The organism is Lactiplantibacillus sp. B652 (assembly GCF_023806745.1).
Taxonomy (GTDB): Bacteria; Bacillota; Bacilli; order Lactobacillales; family Lactobacillaceae; genus Lactiplantibacillus; species Lactiplantibacillus pentosus.
In genome coordinates, this window is the sequence record NZ_JAMSKY010000008.1 from 170985 (window position 1) to 191306 (window position 20322).

Sequence of the window (20322 nt, forward strand, 5' to 3'; positions counted from 1 at the left end):
GATACCTTCTTTCTAACCAAGCTAACGTCTGTCCTTATAGCCGAATATCGACTAGCTTTCCTGCATCGGCAGACTGTTGACAAGCTTTGGCGATCCTCAACGCCTTGATACCATCATCTACTGTTACTTCCGGCTGCTTTCCAACAATAACGTTATGCACAAAATCTTGCACCTCATCAGTAAATGCATCGTCAAAGCGTTCACCAAAACTCTGAAGTGATGGACGAACGACACCGTTCTCATTAAATACGGTGACTCGATTCAAGTCTGGATGCTCGCCGACTCGCAACCAACCATTTGATCCCATTATTTCAAGCTCAACTTGATTGCCATGAGCAGCATGTCGACCGCCGATTAATGTTGCAATAACACCGCCGTCCATTTTCAACTGAGCAACACCGGTTTCGAACTCACCAATGTCAGCAAGCTGTGGGGCAGCTATATTACTAGTTAGCCCATAAGCTTGAACAGGCTCTTGTCCTGTAAACCACCTAATCAGATCAATATCATGAATATTCATATCTACAAAGATACCGCCAGAATCCGCTTCAGTGGCAAATTTCGTAAAGCTGTTCATGCCAGATATTGGATCAATCCCGTATCCACGCATATAAATGATATTGCCAATCCCGCCATCATCCACAATTTTCTTAGCATAGCGATACGAGTCATCATACCGACGCATAAAACCGCTCTGAAAGATTTGATCAGGGTGCGACCTAATGACCTCTGCCATTTCATCAACCTTTTCAAGATCAAGCCCTAATGGTTTTTCGCAAAAAACACTTAGTCCAGCGTTAATGGCATAAATTGTCATTTCTGGATGAAATGGTGTTGGCGCAACAATAAAAATCACATCAAGGTCTTCTGTATCGATCATATCTTTATAGTTTGTGTAGGTCGTCTTAACGCCGAGCTCATCTTGGGCCCACTTCAGTTGTTTCTCGTCTAGAGCACAAGCGGCTACCAACTCAACATTCTGGACCTGATTTGCTAAATGACGTGCATGTCGAGATCCTAATCGCCCCAGGCCAATAATTGCAGCTCGCAATGGCTTTCTTGTTCTACCCATTTTATTTCCTCCCGCGTAAAACAATGTTGCTCAGTTATTCGGAGACTTTTTCACTTTCGGTATAAAATTCTGGTGTTGCTGGGAAGTCTAAGTCTTGTTTAGCACCATCTTCGGCAAGTGATTCTAGTGCTGCATCAGCGGTCACAGCAGCAATATAACCATCCCAAGCTGATGGACCTACAGGTGATTCATTTTGCGAAACATGATTAATAAAGTCCCGGAATTCAATGTCGTATGCGCTTTCAAAGCGAGCTTTCCAATCCGTTAAAATTGCGGTGCTGTATTGTGCGTTCAAGCGAGTCGCAACTTGTGGAACCGTTGGTAATTCAAGAACACCCTCTTCACCAATAACATCGCACTTAATATCATACCCGTATTGGCAACGAACAAAGACTTCGTTGATGATGTTAATACCTGTCTTAGTCTCGATCATGACAATTTGCGGGTCTTGAATTTTTGCATTTTGAACATGACGGGTTTGCTTTGGACTAAATACCCGAATATTTGCATAATCATCATTTACTAACCAATGGTCAATGTCGATTTCATGGATCGCAGTTTCAATAATTGACCGTGAAGAATCATATTCTTCGGGTTGGGTTTGATTATAATGACGTTGATCCATCATCAAAGGCTTTCCAATGACACCATCGTCAATCATTTTCTTCATTTGAACGTATTCAGGTGCATAATGCCGCATAAACCCAACTTGCAACATACGACGACCAAGTTTCTTTTCCGAATCAATAATATCCATACATTGCTTAGCATCGAGTGCTAATGGTTTTTCACAAAATGTGAACTTGCCAGCCTTTAGTGCAGCCATAACGATTTCATAATGAGCTTCGTTATTTGCCGTACATACGACAACTTCAACATTAGGATCATTAACAAGATCATGATAATCTTCATATGTCGTGGCAGTTAGTCCTTGTTGATCCAATGCTTTTTGTGCTTTACCTGGAACGATATCACACACAGCAGTAACATCCACGTTAGCGACAGTCTTGCTTAGACGATGCAAATGATCTGATCCAATAAAACCAATACCAACAATACCTACTTTAGTTACATGTGTTTCAGCCATAATAATAATCTCCTCTTGAATTATTGATAAAATACTATTTCAGTGAATATGAGTACCTAGTGTTTAACTAATTTTCAATTAAATGCTGTTCGATATACCGATGTGCAATTTGCGCCATCTCTAAAGGATTGGCCTTTGAAGGATCCTGCTCTGCTTCAACGACAATCCATCCCTTATAATTATTCGCAATTAATTTGTCATAGACTGGTTTGAAGTCCAAATCTCCATCACCAGGAACTGTAAACATCCCGTTCAAGAAGGATCCTTGGAAAGTCAGACCTTTTTCTCTGCATTCTTCTTCTTTTGCACGCCGAACATCCTTAAAGTGAACGTGAACTACGCGATCAATATGTGCGTTTAGCAACGCCATATAATCGCCATCTGACACCGCAATGTGACCAGTATCATAAAGTAATCCAACTAGCTTAGGATCAGTGTTAGCCATCAAGCGATCAGTCTCTTCTTTTGTCTGAATTCCAGTCCCCATATGGTGATGATAAGCGACCTTTAATCCATACTTAGCAGCGATTTCGCCATAATGATTGAGTCCTTTGCAAACCTCATCCCATTCTTTGTCCGTGAAGTATGGCTTGTCTTTAAAAATATTGGCAGTATCAGAACGCTGGATTGTGTAGGTTTGTTCTGAAACTACTGCTACTGGCGCATTAATCGCCTTCAAATACTGACAATGCTTTTCAAAGGCCTCGCTTGCCTTTTCAATGCCATCCCGAATGATATAACTGCTAAACCACTGGCCGGCAATCTCAAGATTACGCAATTTTAGTTCGTAATTTAACTTTTCTGGGCCTGGGAAAAAGCCCCCTACTTCGGTCCCTTGAAACCCAGCCACAACAATATCACTTAATAACTGTTGTAAATTGTTGTCTTTCCCAATTGAAGGAATATCATCATTCCGCCAACCGATCGGTGCAATTCCCCATTTGATGTCTTTTTCTACGTTTGAACTCATATCCTTAACCTCCTAGTAAAAATTTAAATATCTGCGACAGTTACTGGTTGCCCAGTTTCCAATGATTTTTTAGCTGCTTGAGCCAATCGAATCGCCTTAATCCCGTCTTCGAAAGTACATTCAACTTCATGATTCCCGCGAACGGCATCTAAGAATGATTCAATTTCGTCTTTATAGGCGTCAATATACCGTTGTAAGAAGAAAAACATTGGTTTATCACCACTAACGTCCTTCTCTCCAGCATAGGTTGTCGTACTATCAACAACGTTATCAGCGTGTGCCATTCCTTTTGAACCAAATAATTCAATTCGTTGGTCGTACCCATAAACAGCCTGCCGACTATTGTCAATGACCCCCATCATGCCATTCTTGAAAGATAGACTAATGATGGCAGTATCAATATCTCCGGCATTGCCAATCTTTGGATCAACAAGTACATTTCCAATGACATAGACTTGATCAACTTCAGCATCTGTGATGTACCGTGCCATGTCAAAATCATGAATAGTCATATCCATAAAGATTCCGCCTGAATGATTGATATAATCTAGCGACGGCGGTTCTGGATCACGTGATGTAATTTTTAGAATCTGTTCGTCCCCAATATCACCGTTAATACGATGGTCTACAATTCGACGGAAATTCTTATCAAACCGACGATTAAAGCCAACTTCGAATTTCACACCGCAGCGCTTCACGGTATCAAGCGCTTTCAAAATATCACGATCATTAAATCCAACTGGTTTCTCACAGAAAATATCTTTCCCAGCTTCAGCAGCTTCTATCGTGATCTTTGGATGAAGATCTGTTGGCACGCAAATTAATACAGCCTCCACTTCTGAGTCAGCTAAAATATCATGATAGTCCGTGACAATGTGCTCAGCATTCTTGTATTTGGTTGCCCATTCTGTGGTTGCAAGCAAATCACAAACGTATTTGATCGTAACATTAGGAATACGCATCAGATTTTTATAATGCACGTTACCTATTCGACCCATACCGATAATACCGATTGTGATATTTTGGCTTGTGATTTTTGTGCTTTCGTCCATATTGACGCCCCTTTCTATTAGCATTCTATAGGTGAGCAAGTGCTTGTGAAGTTAGTCGTAATTTCTTGAAATAACGGCCCATTCACATTTAATCTTGCTTTTGTGTTCGCTTAAAGAATACTCACTATTAAAGGGATTGTCAACTGTGTTTTAAAAATTATCCAAAATAAAAAAGCGCTTTTTTTAAAAGCGTTGACATTCACAATCCATAGTGAAATAATAGCAAATGAATTCGAAACGAGTCTTGTTCAGTTATTAACTTTTAACTTCGTTGTTAACTGATTCTTTTTCACCTGTATTTTAATATCTCATTAACATTTAGGAGGGACTCTTATGTCTGCTGAAAAAAGTGTCAAATCTGATCACGTACCGCTCCCGGATTCGACTTCCAATAACATTAATCAAAATGCTGAGCGTCATTTAAATCATATTGCCTTTATATCAACATTAGGAGGACTCTTATTTGGAGTTGATACGGGTGTTATTAACGGTGCAATTGGATATATGGCAACACCGGCAGAATTAAATCTCTCGCCTAATAACGAAGGACTGGTTACAAGCGGCATCACTTTGGGCGCAGCATTCGGCGCTGTTTTCGCTGGTCATCTTTCAGACCGAATTGGTCGAAAACGACTGCTGAAATATTTAGCCTTGCTTTTTTTCGTTTGCACTCTAGCTTGCTCCCTTGCACCAAGCGCATTGTTTATGATCATATCCCGAATATTACTTGGATTGGCAGTTGGTGGTGCCTCCGTCATCGTGCCAACGTATCTATCAGAGATATCCACCCCCGAAATCAGAGGACGTTTGGTCACTCAGAATGAGTTAATGATTGTCACTGGGCAATTGCTAGCCTTTATTGTTAATGCTATTTTGGGGAATTGGTTTGGCCACATTTCGAATATTTGGCGTTATATGATTGGCTTCGGTATGATCCCGGCCATCGCACTTTTCTTTGGTATGATGGTGGTTCCTGAGTCTCCTCGATGGCTAGTAATGGTCAATCAGCTTGATAGAGCTTTTGATTCCTTGAAGCAAATTCGTTCTCATCCGAAAGCATGCAGAGAAGAAATTAGCCAGATCCAAGATACATTGAATCAAGAAAGTGAAATTAAGCAAGCAACCTTTAAAGACCTTGCAACACCATGGATTCGTCGTCTAGTGTTCATTGGGATTGGGCTTGGTGTAATGCAACAATTCATCGGTATTAATATCATGATGTATTACGGAACAACAATTCTAACGAATGCCGGATTTGCGCATAATGCGGCACTGATTGCAAACATAGGCAATGGCCTCATATCTGTTATTGCAACATTTGTTGGCATGTCGATTATGAATCGCGTAAACAGGCGTAGCATGCTAATTGCGGGTATTATCGGCACCACTAGTTCGCTCTTATTAATCGTTGGCATTTCAGCCTTTCTCAGTCAGAGTACGCTACTACCAGTACTTGTCGTTCTTTGCACGATGATGTTTCTAGGCTTCTTTCAAGGTTTCATCTCACCATTAGTGTGGTTACTGCTGTCTGAAATATTCCCGCAAAATTTGCGAGGACTGGGGATGGGAGTCTCAACATTCTTCTTATGGTTTGCAAACTTTCTCGTTGGGTATTTCTTCCCAATACTATTGAGTGCCGTTGGAATGACATGGACATTCCTAATCTTCGTGTTTTTCAATATTCTGTCATTTATCTTTGCATACAAATATGCACCGGAAACTCGTGGGAAATCACTGGAACTGATCCAAATGGAGTTCAAATATGGTGATACATCAGGAATTAATCCGGAAGATAAATAATTAATTTGTGTATTAACTATTTAAAAATATTAAAGGTGGTCTTTATTTATGAAAAAAGTACATGCAGGTATTATTGGCTTGGGTCGCGCAGGGCAAATGCATCTAAAGAATTTGATGACAATCCCAGAAATTGAGATCGAGCAAGTTGCTGATGTCTTTATTGAAAACGTTTCGAGTCATCTAACTGATCTCGGAATCACCAACCAGACTCGTGATTATCACGATATCTTAAACAACCCTAGAATTGACACCGTTTTCATCTTCACATCTACTAATACCCATGAAGAAATTGTCACCGCTGCTGCTAAAGCTGGTAAGAATATCTTCTGCGAAAAGCCGTTAAGTATGAATCTTGAAGAAGAAGCCAGTTTAAATGTGTTGCGGGAAGTGAAAAAAGCTGGTGTAAAACTTCAAATCGGTTTCAATCGGCGAATGGATCCTCAATTCCGTAATATTTATGAAAATGTTCGTAACGGAAAAATCGGTACCCCACAAGTTGTTAAAATCACATCTCGAGATCCAGATCTTTTACCTCACGATTTAATTCAACGAATCGGTGGCTTGTTATTTGATTTCACAATGCATGATTTTGATATGGCTCGTTATATGATGAATAGTAATATTACCGAAGTCTACGCAAAAGGCGGTACCCTTATCGACCCAACATTAAAGGATATTGACGATATTGATACCCTTGCTTTGGTTCTTCAATTTGAAAACGGTACTTATGGCTTAATCGATAATAGTCGGCGAGCAGTATATGGCTATGATCAACGTGTCGAGGTTTTTGGATCAGAAGGAATGTTGAAGGCTGAAAACGTCAGCAACAGTACTGTAGAGCTGTATACTAATAAACGTGAGGAATTAGCAAAACCACTACCAATTTTCAAGGAACGTTATCACGAAGCCTATTTAGCTGAAATGCATGCATTTGTTCGTGCAATTTTAGATGATGAACCACTAGTTGCACAGGGCCGTGACGTCATTATGGCTCAACGAGCTGCTATTGCGGCTAAGAAGTCATTGGAAACCGGCGTACCACAAAAGGTTGATACTACCTATTCTTTAGACTAGTCACAAATATTCAAGATAGAAAGAGGTTATTTGATGCTGGATCAAGCCAAAATTATAAAACAAGAAAATAACGCCTCACTCGAACATTTTAATTTAAGTGATGTTGACCAACTAGTCTCAAGTTTGAAAAAGGTTGGACAAGCAGACTTTGATAAGGTTTGTATTCTAATCAAAATCAATAAGCGCGTCGTCTTCTTTCACGCAGGGATTCATACAACAAACGAAAACAATCTCTGGATTCACAAAAAAGAAAATATTGTTGATAAATTCGATCACAGTTCTTTGCTTGAAAAAGCAATTTATGCAGACGATCCTGAAGCATTTTATGCTAACAACGGCCTAAACCGTAGCGATTATGCCATTGTTGGCGGTGGTTTCCCAATTGGAATTAAAAATACTGGAACAGTCGGCAGCTTGATTGTCTCTGGACTAACCGATGAAGAAGACCACGAACTTGCCTATCACGCACTATTAGATCTTCAATCTCAGCAAGGCTAAGTAAGGAAGGGGAACTGTGAGAGCATTTGGGTTTAATCAATATGGCAATGCAAATGTCATGGAAGAACTAAGTATCCCAATTCCAAAACTCAATCCCGACGAAGTCTTGGTTAAGACAACCGCATTTGCCATCAATGCATTTGATATTGCCGTTAGAAATGGTCAATTTCGAAACAGTGTAACCTTACTTTTCCCAATAATTTTGGGAAGTGACGGTGTTGGCCGCATTGTTCAATTAGGATCGGGTGTTCATGAATACAATATTGGTGACGACATTTTAGCACGACCAGGGATCGGAACATATGCCGAGTATTTTAAAGTTTCAGTTGATCATCTCGGTTACCGTCCCAGCAATTATAATCCTTATGAAGCTGCAGGCCTTCCTTTGTCTGGAATTACTGCATATAACACACTTGTTCATATTGCCCATGTCAAGCAAGGCCAAACAATTGTCATTTTAGGCTCATCTGGTGGTGTTGGGTCAATGCTAGTTCAAATGGCACACGCACTGGGTCTATACGTTATTGGTACGGACGCGGAATGTGCTCGAGAAACGGTTCTAAATCTGGGCGCTTCTGAATTTGGTGCATATGATACTGAACGTGTTAGCTCTAAATTCAAAAACATGGCAGATGTTCTCGTTGACGCTACTAACCTTGGTGCTTCAACCGCTGGAATACAAATCATTAAACCGACTGGAACATATGTCTCCCTGACAACTTTACCCAAGAACCGTACACTAAAGCCAAATGTGATTTATAGACAGGTTATTCCTCGACGTGAGTATCGCGATAGTGACGCCTTCACTACTATTTCGTTGATGATCCGGAATAATCAGTTGCATGTTCCAATTGATCGTCTGGAATCGTTTACATTAGCGGGTATCCGTAAAGGACAGTCGGGTGTTGAACATGGTAATCCAGATGGCAAAGTAATTGTTACTTTGTGATATACCCAACACGTTTTAATGCATCTAAGTCACTTTAGGTCAGATTATTTTCTGATTCAACTGGCTTAGATGCTTTTTAGTTCTCGTTGTACGGACTATACAGTATATTTAATTAATTGCGATACAATAATAAACCGATATGCCATTATTTTTTCAATAGCTAACATTTAGTGTAAAGCGCTTATTATATTATAATTATTAGTGAGAGAAGCTGAGAATTATCTTTTATGATTATGGTGAACTGACTACTCTTTTAATTTCGCCTAAATCCAGAGATATTTTCAGCTTTTCTTTAACAAAATAAATTGGAGTTGATAATTTTGGAAGATATTATTTTAGATTGTGATCCAGGACATGATGATGCTGTTGCATTGATGATTGCCGTTACGTCTAAAGACATTAACTTATTGGCCGTAACCACCTCAGCAGGAAATCAACGGCATAGTCAAACACTGCGCAATGCCATGTCACTTTTAACTTTAATGAAGCGACAAGATATTCCAGTCGCTTCTGGAAATACAAAGCCGCTGATGCGCTCTCTAATTTCGGGCGTTAGTATGCATGGTGTTACAGGACTGGATGGAGCAGACTTGCCCGCTCCCGATTTCTTTTCACAAGGAATTCCAGCCATTGAACTCATTGCCAAAATTCTCACTGAGCATCCGCACAAAGTAACTTTAGTGGTAACCGGCCCATGCACCAACATCGCACTATTTTTATCTGTACATCCCGAGTTACGCTCGCGCATCAAGCAAATTGTTATTTTAGGAGGCGGTATGGGGCTTGGAAATTGGGGACCAACAACAGAATTCAATATTCAGGTTGACCCTGAAGCTGCAAAGATCGTCTTAGATTCCGGAATACCAATTGTGTTAGCACCCCTAAATGTCGCATTCGAGGCCCAGTTACTTTCTGACGAGATCGATCAAATCCACAAAATCGATAATTCAGTTGCTCAAACCATTAGCGGCCTTATGGATTTCTACGGCATCTCATTCGGTCGTCAACGATGGGGGTTTAAAGGGCTTCCCCTATATGACCCGTGTACAGTGGCTTGGTTAATCGATCCGTCAAAATTCACCAGCAAACGTTGCAATGTCGAAGTAGAAACTAAAGGCGAACTGACTACTGGTGAAACTGTTATTGACTATTATCACATCACCAACCGTAAACCAAACGCTGAAGTATTGTTCCATATTGATCGTCAGTGGTTCGCCAACCTAACCATTGATAGCATCAAATCCTTCAACTTTTAATCAACGAATAGTGAGTTTTCAATCACACATAGTTAACCCAACTATGTCGTACCAAGTTCACTATTTATAATTTAAAGCAATCTTCAGAGTTATTTGTTTATAACTTTGAAGATTGCTTTATTATCATCTAAGATTATATTTAAGCACTTTTTCATCTACCCACGTTAACAGGCAGTATCTTGTCTAACTCAAGGTAGCGTTCAGTCAATAGCACTAATTAGATTTAAGCCGCTTCAAATGTTTTGTGACATCTAAAACACGTCCCTTATTCAAGGGATACCAGAACGCTAAAACGATTGCCGCAAGAAACAATAGAAACGCTGGTATTAAATTGGCTAGTAAATAAATATGATTCATGACATCTGTCGTTTGAATCCGTCCGCCTACCGTCGAAGATCGATAACCAATGAGTGATAACAACGCGCCACCAATACCATTGGCAACTGCTTGTGCAATTTTACGGCCAAAAAAATTAATGCCATAAATTGTCCCATCTTCACGAATCCCTGTCATAACTTGATGATTATCATTTACATCATTAATAAACGCCCAGATCATTAAACTGAATATCGCTGTACCCAGGGTCGCTATAAAAAGAAGCATCAAATATATCCAAGGATTATGAATATGCAGAAAATATAGGATCAAGTATAGGATGGAAGCAATAAACAGTGAACTTGCACACATCTCTTTCTTACCAAGTTTAACCGTGATCCATTTAGCGAATGGAGCCAAAACAATGGTTGTTCCGTAAGTAAACAGCAATGCAATCGACAATGCATGATTATTATTAAAATAATCATTGAATAAGTAAGTTGTCGTAATCCCGCTCAAACTGGTACATGTCGTTACAATAATATCAGCTACAATCAAGGAAAGTAAGCTTCGGTCCTTTGCCATTGCTCTGAGAGAGTCATTTAACTTAATCTTTTGTCGTGGATTACTAACAATTCGCTCATAAGTGAAATAGTATAGGATATTATAGGCAATTAAAGCTAAAATTGCACATGCTAACGCACACCAAAATAGACGCTGTTCAGACAATATTTTATGTCCAGCTGCATTTTCCGTATATACAATCAATGGTAACGCAAAGCCCGTGCCGCCAGCGCCAACCGCAGATCCGACACTCCGATATACAGACAGCGAGGCCTTGTCCTGCGAATCGGCACTCATTGTTGATGACAACGATCCATATGGAATATTGATACATGCAAATACCAATCCAAAGATGATATACGTGACAATAACATAGATAGTCTTAAGGGTATCTGAAAATTGCTTAGCAACCGGCAAAAATAGTAGCAAGAATGTCAGACATGTCGGCCACTTCATAACACGAATCCATGGTCGAAATCGACCATCCTTTTTTACATTGGTGATATCAGCAATTCGGCCAACTAGTATATCAGCAAATGCATCAACCATTGTGCTGACAAAAAATAGCGAGCCAACTAAGCCAGCAGACAATCCCAAAATATTAGTGTAATAAATCATTAAAAACGCATTCATTAACCCAAGTAGAAAGCAATTTCCGACATCACCAAACATATAGCCAATCTTATCTTTCCAACTAAATTTTGGAATAGCCATCTGGTTTTTAGACACTAACACAGGTATCCCTCCTAGCGTTTCAAGATTAAACTATACCGATTAACTTTCACTCTTATTTAGCACTTTTAATTTTGCTGCAACTTCTGATAACTTCTTTTTGCTTAATGGGAACCAAAAAGTTAAAATAAGTGCCCCCACTAGCATCAACACACATGGAACCATTGTGGCTAATGTATATAAACCATCCAGAACAGATTGCGACTGCATCGTACTACCCGTGGAGGACGCTTGGTAACCAATATAAGTTAAGGATAACCCAGATAATATACCCATAGCTGTCTGTGCCATTTTACGGCCGAACATATTGACACTAAAAATGGTGCCATCTTCACGGAGGCCGGTACTAAACTGATGATAATCAATGATGTCAGTCATAAATGCCCACACCATGATATTAAACATCGAGAAACAAAGAGCCGTGAAAAAGCTTAGGACTAAATAGATCCATGGACTTGATACCTTAACCAAATATATAACGAGATAAATTGCTGAAGCCGCAAATAACGAGATAGATACGACTTCCTTCTTGCCAAATCTTTTAGATAAGAACTTTGCAAATGGTGACAAGAGGATGGCTTCTGCATAATTAAACAATAGCGCGATCGAAAGTGCTTCCTTGCTATGGTAATAAACTGTAAAAAGATACGTCGTTAGAAAACTCGTAAAACTTGTTGAACAAACAATCACCAATTCAGCAACTAAGAATGAAATAAGTGCTTTATCTTTGAATAAAGACGCCACTAATGTACTTGCCTTGACGCGATCCTTATGTTCAACTAGCACTCTTTCCGTCGTAAGCGTATACATTATGGTGTAACAAATCATCGCTATAACAACACACCCTATTGAACAAAGAAATAATCGATCTCCTGATAATATTTGAGAGCCGTCTTTAGCGGTTGTATAGACAATATACGGGATAATAAACCCTGTCCCCCCTGCACCAATTGTTGAACCCACTGTTCGATAGATTGACAACGAGGTTCTGTCATCAGGATCACTACTAATGGCTGCTGCTAATGATCCATAGGGAATATTAAATCCGGATAATGAAGCAGCATAGAAAATACTTGCAAAACCAATATATGCAATTTTAGCAGGCATTGAAAAACTGCGAACAACTGGGAAAAACATAATCAATAACGACAATACTAAGGGCCAACGCATCACCCTAATCCACGGATGAAAGCGACCTTTCTTACCCAGCTTACGAACATCAGACATTCGACCAACTGTAACATCCGTGAACGCACCAACCAGTGTTGTTAACGAAATAATGGTCCCAGAAATAGCCGGGGAAATTCCAAGCACATTTGTAAAGTAAATAGATTCAAAGGAAGCCAAAACTCCCATAACAAAAGTCGTACCAACATCGCCAAACGCATAACCAATCTTATCGCGCATTCCAAACTTTGGGATTGGCTTCCCGCCGTTGGCCTTAACTGCCAAACTATCCGCATTAACTTGTACTTCTGACATGCTGTTTACCTCACTTTCTTAATCCTAATGAGCTTACATTCAAATCCATTTAAGCTATGTTTTCCAGGATTAATCACATCATCATCTTCACCATAACCAGCTTGATGTAGCTCATATTCAACTCGATCCACTGACATATTTGCCAAGTAAAATTGGATTTCATCTTCACTTTCACGACGATATTTAAAAATTCCCCAATTAATTTCAATATACGTGCAGTCCTCATCACATGGCTTAATAATTTCATCTACCAACTTGTCCCACAGTGGACTATTGAGACTATCTTTTGGCATGCCCCCCAAATAGGTTAAATTGCCTCGTTGGTAAATAATCGATCGATCTGCTGCAACCGTGTGAATTGTTTCAACATGCTTCATCGTATTATCTGTATTAAACATCGTGACCAAGCCACCAAACTCATCAATTGACTGGTCAACCTTCACCTTAGCCCGCGTCCTTTTTTCTTCTGACAAATACTGAACAACATTTTTAATTCCAAGCCACTGTCCGAGCTCGCCTAATCCATTATGCCCACGAATCCATGTCATCTCGACCGTTCTATCTCCAGTCAGCGGTCCAACAACTAATTGGCCACCAGCACTGATAAAAGACTTCATTCTTGCTAACAACTGAGAATTAACATCGCGAATATAGGGAATAAGCACACAATTAAAATTCTGAAAGTCCACATTATCTGGGATAAGTTCTACAGATACGCCTCGGCTCACAAGGGCTTTATAGAATTGTGTAATTGTATTACGATACTCATAGATTCCACCGGTTTCCACATGCATTTCACGCTTTGCATTATCTGAGTACACCAATGCAATCTTTGATTTCTTTACGACAGTATTGTCTAATTTCTGTTTAAACTTCTGAACGAGTTTTTGACCTGCTAATACATCGTCATATCCTAGATCTGGCGTTCCTGTCTGAGTCACAATTGCACCATGTGTCTGTTCGACTCCAGCTGGCTGAGCACGGTATGGCCAAAACAGGAATGACTTTAATCCAGCAGCAAGCCCCAAAAATACCTCAGTTTGCAAGAAGCCTTTAGGATGTGGTGTCACATAATTTCCGATATACCCGACATGTGAAGCACCAGTTTCTAATAAAAGCACTTCATCTGTATCTTTTAGATTTCGCCACAAGTCCAGATTAATTGGAAAATTCCAGTACTGGTCATACATCGGATAAGTGTCAAAGCCTACTAGATCCAATTGATTAAACAATTCGTAATTCATCAAGTTGAAATTCAGTGACGTATTATGTGTAATCGGAATGTTAGTTTCTGCAATCAAGGTCTGTGCCAGGCCAGCGGCAAAATCATTCAAAGTATCTGCTGTAAACGTTCGGAAAGCATTAACTAGTCCAGAATTATGTGTAAACGGCGTTTTTGTTGGCATCACAACTGACTGGAAATCAGGATATCTTTCACTCCACAAATTAGTGCCCCAAACCGTATTTAATCGCTCAATCGTTTGGTATTTCTCTTTGAGCCATTGTGGCCATAACCGTTGACAGGATTCACAAAAACATTGATCGACATGACATTTAAATTCATTATCTATTTGAATCGCAATTATATTGTCAAAATCATTGGCAACCCTGGCAATTTTTCGAGCTAATTGATATGCTTTTCTTCGGTAATTTAGGTTGTTCGTACATACATGTTGCCTAGACCCATGTTCCTCTGTCTCACCTCGTAAATTTACGATCCTGGATTCTGGATAATGTAGTGTAAACCAACGCGGCGGTGTTGGAGATGGGATACCAAGTATTACTTGCAACCCATGTTCTTTTAGCTGGGACAATAAATTAACCAAATATTCCATGTTATAATGATCTTCTTGGGGTTCCAATTTATCCCAGAAGAATTCACCAATGCGAACAGTGTTCATGCCGATTTTATGCATCTCTGCTATATCAGTTTGATTAGTCAATTTGTCCCACACTTCCGGATAAAGCGACGCACCATAGCCACGAATTTTGATCTTTGTTCGGACAAAAAATTTTCTAGAAAACCAACTAGTCAAATAGCATGATAATAATTGTTTTAGAATAGATTTTTTAATCTGATACAGATCACTAGCGTTCTTGACTCGTTCTAACTTTTCCGATCGCTTCGAAGCTGACAACTGCTGATACCAAGCATTAAGATAGCTATATAAATCAAGTACCTTCAAACGCTGATCGTAAGCTAGTTGGTGAATAGCAAGTTCATCTGCAGATTTATCAAAATACGTTTCATTCTCATGAAAATAACGTAATTCAGTTACTAAAACTATTTGTGTGTTCCGTGCTTTCAATATTTTCACTAATTGTGGCATTGTGTGTTGTACATAGTTCAAGTCAAAATGATGGCCAAATCCTAGGCAAACAATGTCATCCTTACCGAAATCGAAAGTAGTTAGGTCAGTTTCCGCAGTTGATATAAACTTGATCACTGATTTTGTTGATGATGAAGTTTTGTGAGCTAAATCTTCTGACAAGTCAGAGTAATTCAGCTGGATTTCATCGTGTTCATTTACAAGATAGATGGTCAACATTACCGCCTCCAGTCATTTGATATCGAGTGAGAACCAAAGCATTAATTACATCTATGAATTATGTTTTTGATTAAGTTCATTTTAGAATGTAAGCGCTTTGATTTATGCAATGATTTAACTAGAAAAATATCAATATTTGATCATTTTAAAAAATATCTTCATTAAAAGGAGCTGAATTGCTATGAGCATTATTTTCAACAGTAATAGTGACAATCTCCCCTTAAAATTTTTCGATATTGGAATTAACTGGGATCAACACAAAATATATCGCCCAAACGGATTTGATTATTTCCATTGGCTACAGACAGATTCGGGCATGGGAATTATTCGTATCGGCAATCAGAGAATTAAATTGAATTCTGGGCAAGGATTTTTAATGCGCCCAAACATTCCACATTCGTTTTTCCCGGATTCTAATAAAAGCGAATGGCAAACATCTTTTATTACATTTGAAGGTACAGCTGCATCCGAACTAGTCGAGTTTTTAAATCTAAATGACTATCAACTTTATAATCATCTAGATACAAGTTTAGGGACTTTTATTCGACGCAATTTTAATACTTTTAAAAAAACTAGCTTTGAAGATACGTTAATGCAATCCAATGCCATCTATACTTTCTTAATGCTATTACGTCAAAATGCTTATCAGAATCGCTTAATATTTACTGATAGTTCTGTTACAAATCTCATCGTGAGCTATATTAGCAGTCATTATCAGGAGAATATTAGTAATGAATCATTTAGCAACCTAACTGGATACTCCATCTCGCATACGATTAGATTATTCCGGGATCAGACAGGAGAGACACCTCTGAAATACTTAACTGACTTCCGATTACGTATGGCTAAATCTCTGATTATATTTCATGCCAATCTACCAATTAATAAGATTTCTGAGCTAGTTGGCTTCTCAAGCCCTTCTTACTTTACCAAGCAATTTAAAGACTACTTTGGAAAGACACCCAATCAATTTCGAAAATAAGTAACTGCAAGTATCCGTGCCGGTTCATCATCATCAAATTTAGTTGCAAAAAACAACTTGAGGATTTCCAGCGCAATGCTGCTGGAAATCCTCAAGTTATTTTTGCTATCCCATTTTAGGAAAATAAGCGTTGTTCTATTCATGCGTATGATCACTGCGCTGTCAGATCATTAAACATCTAACGTATTCGCCTCATAAAGTTGTTCCCAGTCTGTTTTAAACCCTGCAACTGCTGCGCTAATTGCGGGGCTACTTAATGCTGTTTCTAATAGTTCAGGCCCCATTGTCACTGCCTGTGCTCCCATAATAAATGAAGAATTAATTTGTTGAACAGTGTGAAAACTAGCTGCTAGTATCTTCGTATTGCTTTGATCACGTTGAATCTGGGCCGCTAAATGCTTGATAACCAAATCTGAATCAACATTCATATTTACCATCCGATTGTAATACGGTGCCAAGTAGTCCGCACCTGCTGCAATCGCCAAGTAGCCTTGGAATTCACTGTAAATAGCGGTTGCTGTTACGTGAATGCCCTCTGATTCCAATCGTTTAATCGCGGCTAATCCCTGCATATTCGTCGGAATTTTGATATAAACTTGATCATCAATCTTTTCCAATATCATATGAGCATCATCAATCATTGCTTCGGTCGTTTCTCCAACTACTTGTACATGGAAGGTCCGTTCTTTTCCTATTATTTGCCGAAGCTCCCGCATATGCTCATAAAAATTGATAGGACTTTCTTTTTTTACAATGGACGGATTTGAGGTTACACCGGCTAGCGAGATAACTCCCATATACTTTCTGACAAGATTTAAATTCACAGTATCCAATAAAAGTTCCATGGTCACTACGCTCCTTCAATACGCGCTATGCTTTAATCATAATAGTACTACCTGTCTTCATCTCAGGTACTTCCGTATCAGTTACATACAATGTTCCTGCCAATTCCGCTTGTTGCTTACCAGTAAAACTAACTGCCATATGCCCCAAGTTAACCAGATTGCGTTGCACCTCATGCCCCACTGCAGTAATTCGGTAGTCTTCATCATCAATCACCAAGCTCATTCCTGGCTCAATCAATCCATTTACCGGATACACGTCGATTAGATAGCATGACGATCGTAGTGCATCTGGGGCCGAGTCACCAAAGAAAATTGCCATTTTAATTTCTGAAAAGTCCAGTGCGTCTTGTCCAATCTCTTTAACGGAAGTTTGATACATGATTGCCTCATTAATTTTCATAATATAAATCACCTCATCCTTATTTTGAGTACAATCCAAAACTTGCAACCCAAGCAACAAATACTCGTGGAACACCATTTAAGAATCGTGAATACAATACGGACGGAACACCCACCTCAACTGTTTTAGCTTCCGCCTCTTCTAAACCCAGGCCGACCGGAATGAAATCACAGGCATTTTGCGTATTAATAGCGAATAGTGCCGGTAACGCATATTGGGGTGCGATATTTCCCTTACCGATTTCCACTCCAATCAATGTACCAATAATTTGACCAATTACTGCCCCTGGTCCTAATAACGGTGATAAAAATGGTAAAGAACAAATGAAGCCGACAATCAACAGGCCCCAGACATTCCCAGCCAAAGGAGTCATCAATTTTGCAAATAGCTTTCCAACACCTGACCCTTGAATAATCCCTATTAATAATGCAACAAACGCCATAAATGGAATTATCGTATTAATCACTGTCTGTACAGAGTCCTTAGCTGCCTGGTTAAACGTTGCAACAACCTTTCCAGCTCCAATTCCGATTTTGGCAATCAAACTTGGCTTGCTAATTTGCTGGGTTAATGTTTTATCACTATCAAATTTGCCACTCGTCTCCTCCTCAGGTGTATTATCATCGATCGCAGTCTCTTCAACCGCAATTTCTCCCTTAGCTTCCTGATCTAAGGTAATCTGTTTAACACCCACTGCAGAAACGTACAGTTCTGGAACAATATATTTTGCTAGTGGACCGCTCTTCCCAGTCGGTAGAATATTGACAGTCAAAATACCCTTTTTTGGATAAATTCCACAGCGCAAAGTTCCACCACAATCGATAATAGCTAACGCAATTTCATTATCCGGAATGGCCGTCTTAAAGCCGTCTATAGCTTCCATTCCAGACATATCAGCTATCTTATCAACAATTTCTGGCTTGTTTCCCCCTGTTACATACACGAATTTGTGTCGCTCTGAAGTTGGCGTAATAATTAGCGGGCCACCCCAGCCACCGGATCCATGTTCAATGCGAATACTCTTCCAAGTCATAGCCCGAATCCTCCTAAATATTGTCCGATGCCAAACTAACATCAACTTGTTTTGAAAGTTTTACACCACTAGTTCGGCAAACATAGGCAGTTGTAAAATCAGTGATCCAACCACCAATAAAATTCATTACTAGCCCAACTAGAAGATAGCGAATTGCTAAGTCCATCGTATTAAGCCCCAATTTCTGCACGCCTTGTGCAATTCCTAGCCAAATAAATAACTCTCCAGGGTTGATATGCGGAAAAACGCCATTACTCGTATGACAGAATTGTGCCTGAGAAGCATAAAAACTCGGCTTATAGAATTCTGGTAGAAAACGCCCCATCGTAAACGCCATCGGATTCCCTAGCATAAATGCTGCTAAGAAAGGTAATATCATATACCTTGTTACTGGATTTTTAGCTGAGGCCATCGCTAATTTGTTCATTCGATCCTCACCTAAAAAAGCAATAATTGTGTTCATCAGAACAAGCAATAATAGTACAACCGGTACAATCGAACTCATCCAGCTGATAAGCGTCTTACCACCCGTCTGAAATAGTCCCATAAATCCAGAAGCAAAATCTGTAATTATCTTCATAGCCCTTTCCTCCCCATATCAGTTCTTTTTCGTACTGTGCCTATCAACCAATACCATCCACTCTTAATCCGTGCAAACATAGGCATTGCAAATATATCGATACTTGTATTGAGATCTTCATACGAAAGTTGATTGGTTTTGAAATTAACAAAGTTCCGATAAGCATTTAAAATGCAGCCACGTGTCAAACAATCCACACCGATCATAAATTCGTAATCCGTTGCAATATCAACAATATTTCGTCCAACAACTCTCGATAACGGCTTAAATTTCACAAAAATCGTTATCCCTTTCATTACTCGAGCTTCCTGAATGTTCCCCTCTCTATCAATCGCCAAAAGCAGTATCGTTCCAGCTTGAAAGCGCTTTGGATTCTTGCCAATTAAAACACGCCCCCGTTGGCGCATCTTCCGATAGTTTTCCGTAAAATTTTTAATTTGAATAAAACCAAATAGGCCTTGCAATAAAAATGCAGCTACTAACATGATCCCTAGATATAACATCATCCCCATTTATATCCCCTCCGCAATCTGTGATAAGTTAGCAGTGACATCGTAATCAATCAATCGATTATAAATATTACCGTTGTTACTAATTAAGAACACCAGATCATATATTTGAGTGAGTACTTGGCTTAATCCTTGATCAAGATTATCCGGTGTACCAATCAAAAAAATCAGTTGAACTGTTCGATCCTGGTACCTAACAGGCTGGTCATAGACACCGATTTGTAACAATATTTCGTGCCGACCACCGTTATTGACAACATGTGGAATCGCAATTCCCTTTTCAAAAACACTAATCCCGCGATGTTCACGATCTAACCACCGCTCCTTGAATTCCTTATCAAGGTATTGTTCCGACGTACGTGTATCAATCATTTCCGTGACTGCCGTTAAATAATCCGTATCATGGCTAAATTTCCAAACATCAAACTGACACAGCGAACTAGAGATAGCCTTTTCAACTAGGGTCCGTCTGAAAACTACTTAAGTAAGATGCAAATTGAGGCAATGTAGACCGTAGCCAGATAAACATGAGCGAGCTTATCATAACGCGTTGCAATCCTACGAAAGTTCTTC

The 20322-nt window shown here is 39.4% G+C and carries 19 protein-coding genes and 1 pseudogene; 6 read left to right on the forward strand and 14 right to left on the reverse strand.

The genetic code is table 11. The features are described from left to right. Positions 1-34: 34 nt before the first annotated feature. From MZO40_RS11115 to iolG (MZO40_RS11130), 4 genes are all read right to left on the reverse strand, one after another. Positions 35-1072 carry a Gfo/Idh/MocA family oxidoreductase gene (locus MZO40_RS11115; protein WP_105960864.1) on the reverse strand — a complete coding sequence of 346 codons (1038 nt, stop codon included), beginning with the start codon at positions 1070-1072 and terminating at the stop codon, positions 35-37. 34 nt (positions 1073-1106) lie between these two features. Continuing rightward, positions 1107-2159, reverse strand: coding sequence for a Gfo/Idh/MocA family protein (locus tag MZO40_RS11120; protein ID WP_252133282.1), 1053 nt, complete (start codon positions 2157-2159; stop codon positions 1107-1109). 67 nt (positions 2160-2226) lie between these two features. Further along, entirely contained in the window at positions 2227-3129 is a 903-nt protein-coding gene (iolE, locus tag MZO40_RS11125) for a myo-inosose-2 dehydratase (protein ID WP_050338128.1), read from the reverse strand. Positions 3130-3152: 23 nt separating this feature from the next. Continuing rightward, positions 3153-4181, reverse strand: coding sequence for an inositol 2-dehydrogenase (gene iolG / locus MZO40_RS11130; RefSeq protein WP_050338127.1), 1029 nt, complete (start codon positions 4179-4181; stop codon positions 3153-3155). A 333-nt stretch (positions 4182-4514) separates the two neighbouring features. On the opposite strand from iolG (MZO40_RS11130), the gene MZO40_RS11135 reads away from it, so the two are divergent. From MZO40_RS11135 to rihA, 5 genes are all read left to right on the forward strand, one after another. Then, on the forward strand, positions 4515-5981 hold the full coding sequence (locus MZO40_RS11135) for a sugar porter family MFS transporter (RefSeq protein WP_252133283.1): 1467 nt from the start codon (positions 4515-4517) through the stop codon (positions 5979-5981). Between the two features lie 48 nt (positions 5982-6029). Continuing rightward, entirely contained in the window at positions 6030-7055 is a 1026-nt protein-coding gene (gene iolG, locus MZO40_RS11140; RefSeq protein WP_050338125.1) for an inositol 2-dehydrogenase, read from the forward strand. Positions 7056-7088: 33 nt separating this feature from the next. Then, positions 7089-7553: a heme-degrading domain-containing protein gene (locus tag MZO40_RS11145; RefSeq protein ID WP_225351334.1), complete on the forward strand. Its 465-nt coding sequence runs from the start codon at positions 7089-7091 to the stop codon at positions 7551-7553. A 16-nt stretch (positions 7554-7569) separates the two neighbouring features. Next, on the forward strand, positions 7570-8502 hold the full coding sequence (locus tag MZO40_RS11150) for an NADP-dependent oxidoreductase (protein ID WP_105960863.1): 933 nt from the start codon (positions 7570-7572) through the stop codon (positions 8500-8502). Between the two features lie 320 nt (positions 8503-8822). Further along, entirely contained in the window at positions 8823-9758 is a 936-nt protein-coding gene (rihA, locus tag MZO40_RS11155; protein ID WP_286208175.1) for a pyrimidine-specific ribonucleoside hydrolase RihA, read from the forward strand. Between the two features lie 213 nt (positions 9759-9971). On the opposite strand, the gene MZO40_RS11160 is transcribed toward rihA, so the two are convergent. The 3 genes from MZO40_RS11160 to MZO40_RS11170 are packed head-to-tail and all read right to left on the reverse strand — an operon-like array spanning position 9972 to position 15400. Further along, complete coding sequence (locus tag MZO40_RS11160; protein ID WP_225367170.1) at positions 9972-11372, reverse strand: MFS transporter; 1401 nt, start codon at positions 11370-11372, stop codon at positions 9972-9974. Between the two features lie 39 nt (positions 11373-11411). Continuing rightward, positions 11412-12851 (reverse strand): MFS transporter, encoded by a 1440-nt coding sequence (locus MZO40_RS11165; protein ID WP_050338121.1) that lies wholly within the window; start codon positions 12849-12851, stop codon positions 11412-11414. Positions 12852-12856: 5 nt separating this feature from the next. Next, positions 12857-15400, reverse strand: coding sequence for a beta-galactosidase (locus tag MZO40_RS11170; RefSeq protein WP_105960862.1), 2544 nt, complete (start codon positions 15398-15400; stop codon positions 12857-12859). Between the two features lie 181 nt (positions 15401-15581). On the opposite strand from MZO40_RS11170, the gene MZO40_RS11175 reads away from it, so the two are divergent. Beyond that, on the forward strand, positions 15582-16382 hold the full coding sequence (locus tag MZO40_RS11175) for an AraC family transcriptional regulator (protein ID WP_105960861.1): 801 nt from the start codon (positions 15582-15584) through the stop codon (positions 16380-16382). A gap of 170 nt (positions 16383-16552) precedes the next feature. Here the strand turns inward: MZO40_RS11175 and MZO40_RS11180 are convergent, their stop codons facing one another. From MZO40_RS11180 to MZO40_RS11210, 7 genes and pseudogenes are all read right to left on the reverse strand, one after another. Then, a complete protein-coding gene (locus tag MZO40_RS11180) occupies positions 16553-17227 on the reverse strand; it encodes a fructose-6-phosphate aldolase (RefSeq protein WP_105960860.1) in 675 nt (224 codons plus the stop codon). Between the two features lie 25 nt (positions 17228-17252). Further along, complete coding sequence (locus MZO40_RS11185) at positions 17253-17627, reverse strand: PTS glucitol/sorbitol transporter subunit IIA (protein ID WP_050338117.1); 375 nt, start codon at positions 17625-17627, stop codon at positions 17253-17255. A 19-nt stretch (positions 17628-17646) separates the two neighbouring features. Next, positions 17647-18669: a PTS glucitol/sorbitol transporter subunit IIB gene (locus MZO40_RS11190; RefSeq protein ID WP_396415500.1), complete on the reverse strand. Its 1023-nt coding sequence runs from the start codon at positions 18667-18669 to the stop codon at positions 17647-17649. Between the two features lie 4 nt (positions 18670-18673). Next, the gene (locus MZO40_RS11195) at positions 18674-19240 is read right to left on the reverse strand and encodes a PTS glucitol/sorbitol transporter subunit IIC (RefSeq protein WP_105960858.1); all 567 of its coding nucleotides are present in this window, start codon (positions 19238-19240) and stop codon (positions 18674-18676) included. Beyond that, positions 19237-19752 (reverse strand): transcriptional regulator GutM, encoded by a 516-nt coding sequence (locus tag MZO40_RS11200; RefSeq protein ID WP_105960857.1) that lies wholly within the window; start codon positions 19750-19752, stop codon positions 19237-19239. Before MZO40_RS11200 ends, MZO40_RS11195 begins: the two co-directional genes overlap by 4 nt. Continuing rightward, on the reverse strand, positions 19753-20121 hold the full coding sequence (locus MZO40_RS11205) for a PTS sugar transporter subunit IIA (RefSeq protein ID WP_181186546.1): 369 nt from the start codon (positions 20119-20121) through the stop codon (positions 19753-19755). Between the two features lie 104 nt (positions 20122-20225). Beyond that, a pseudogene (locus MZO40_RS11210) lies at positions 20226-20322 on the reverse strand (IS5/IS1182 family transposase); the annotation flags it as partial.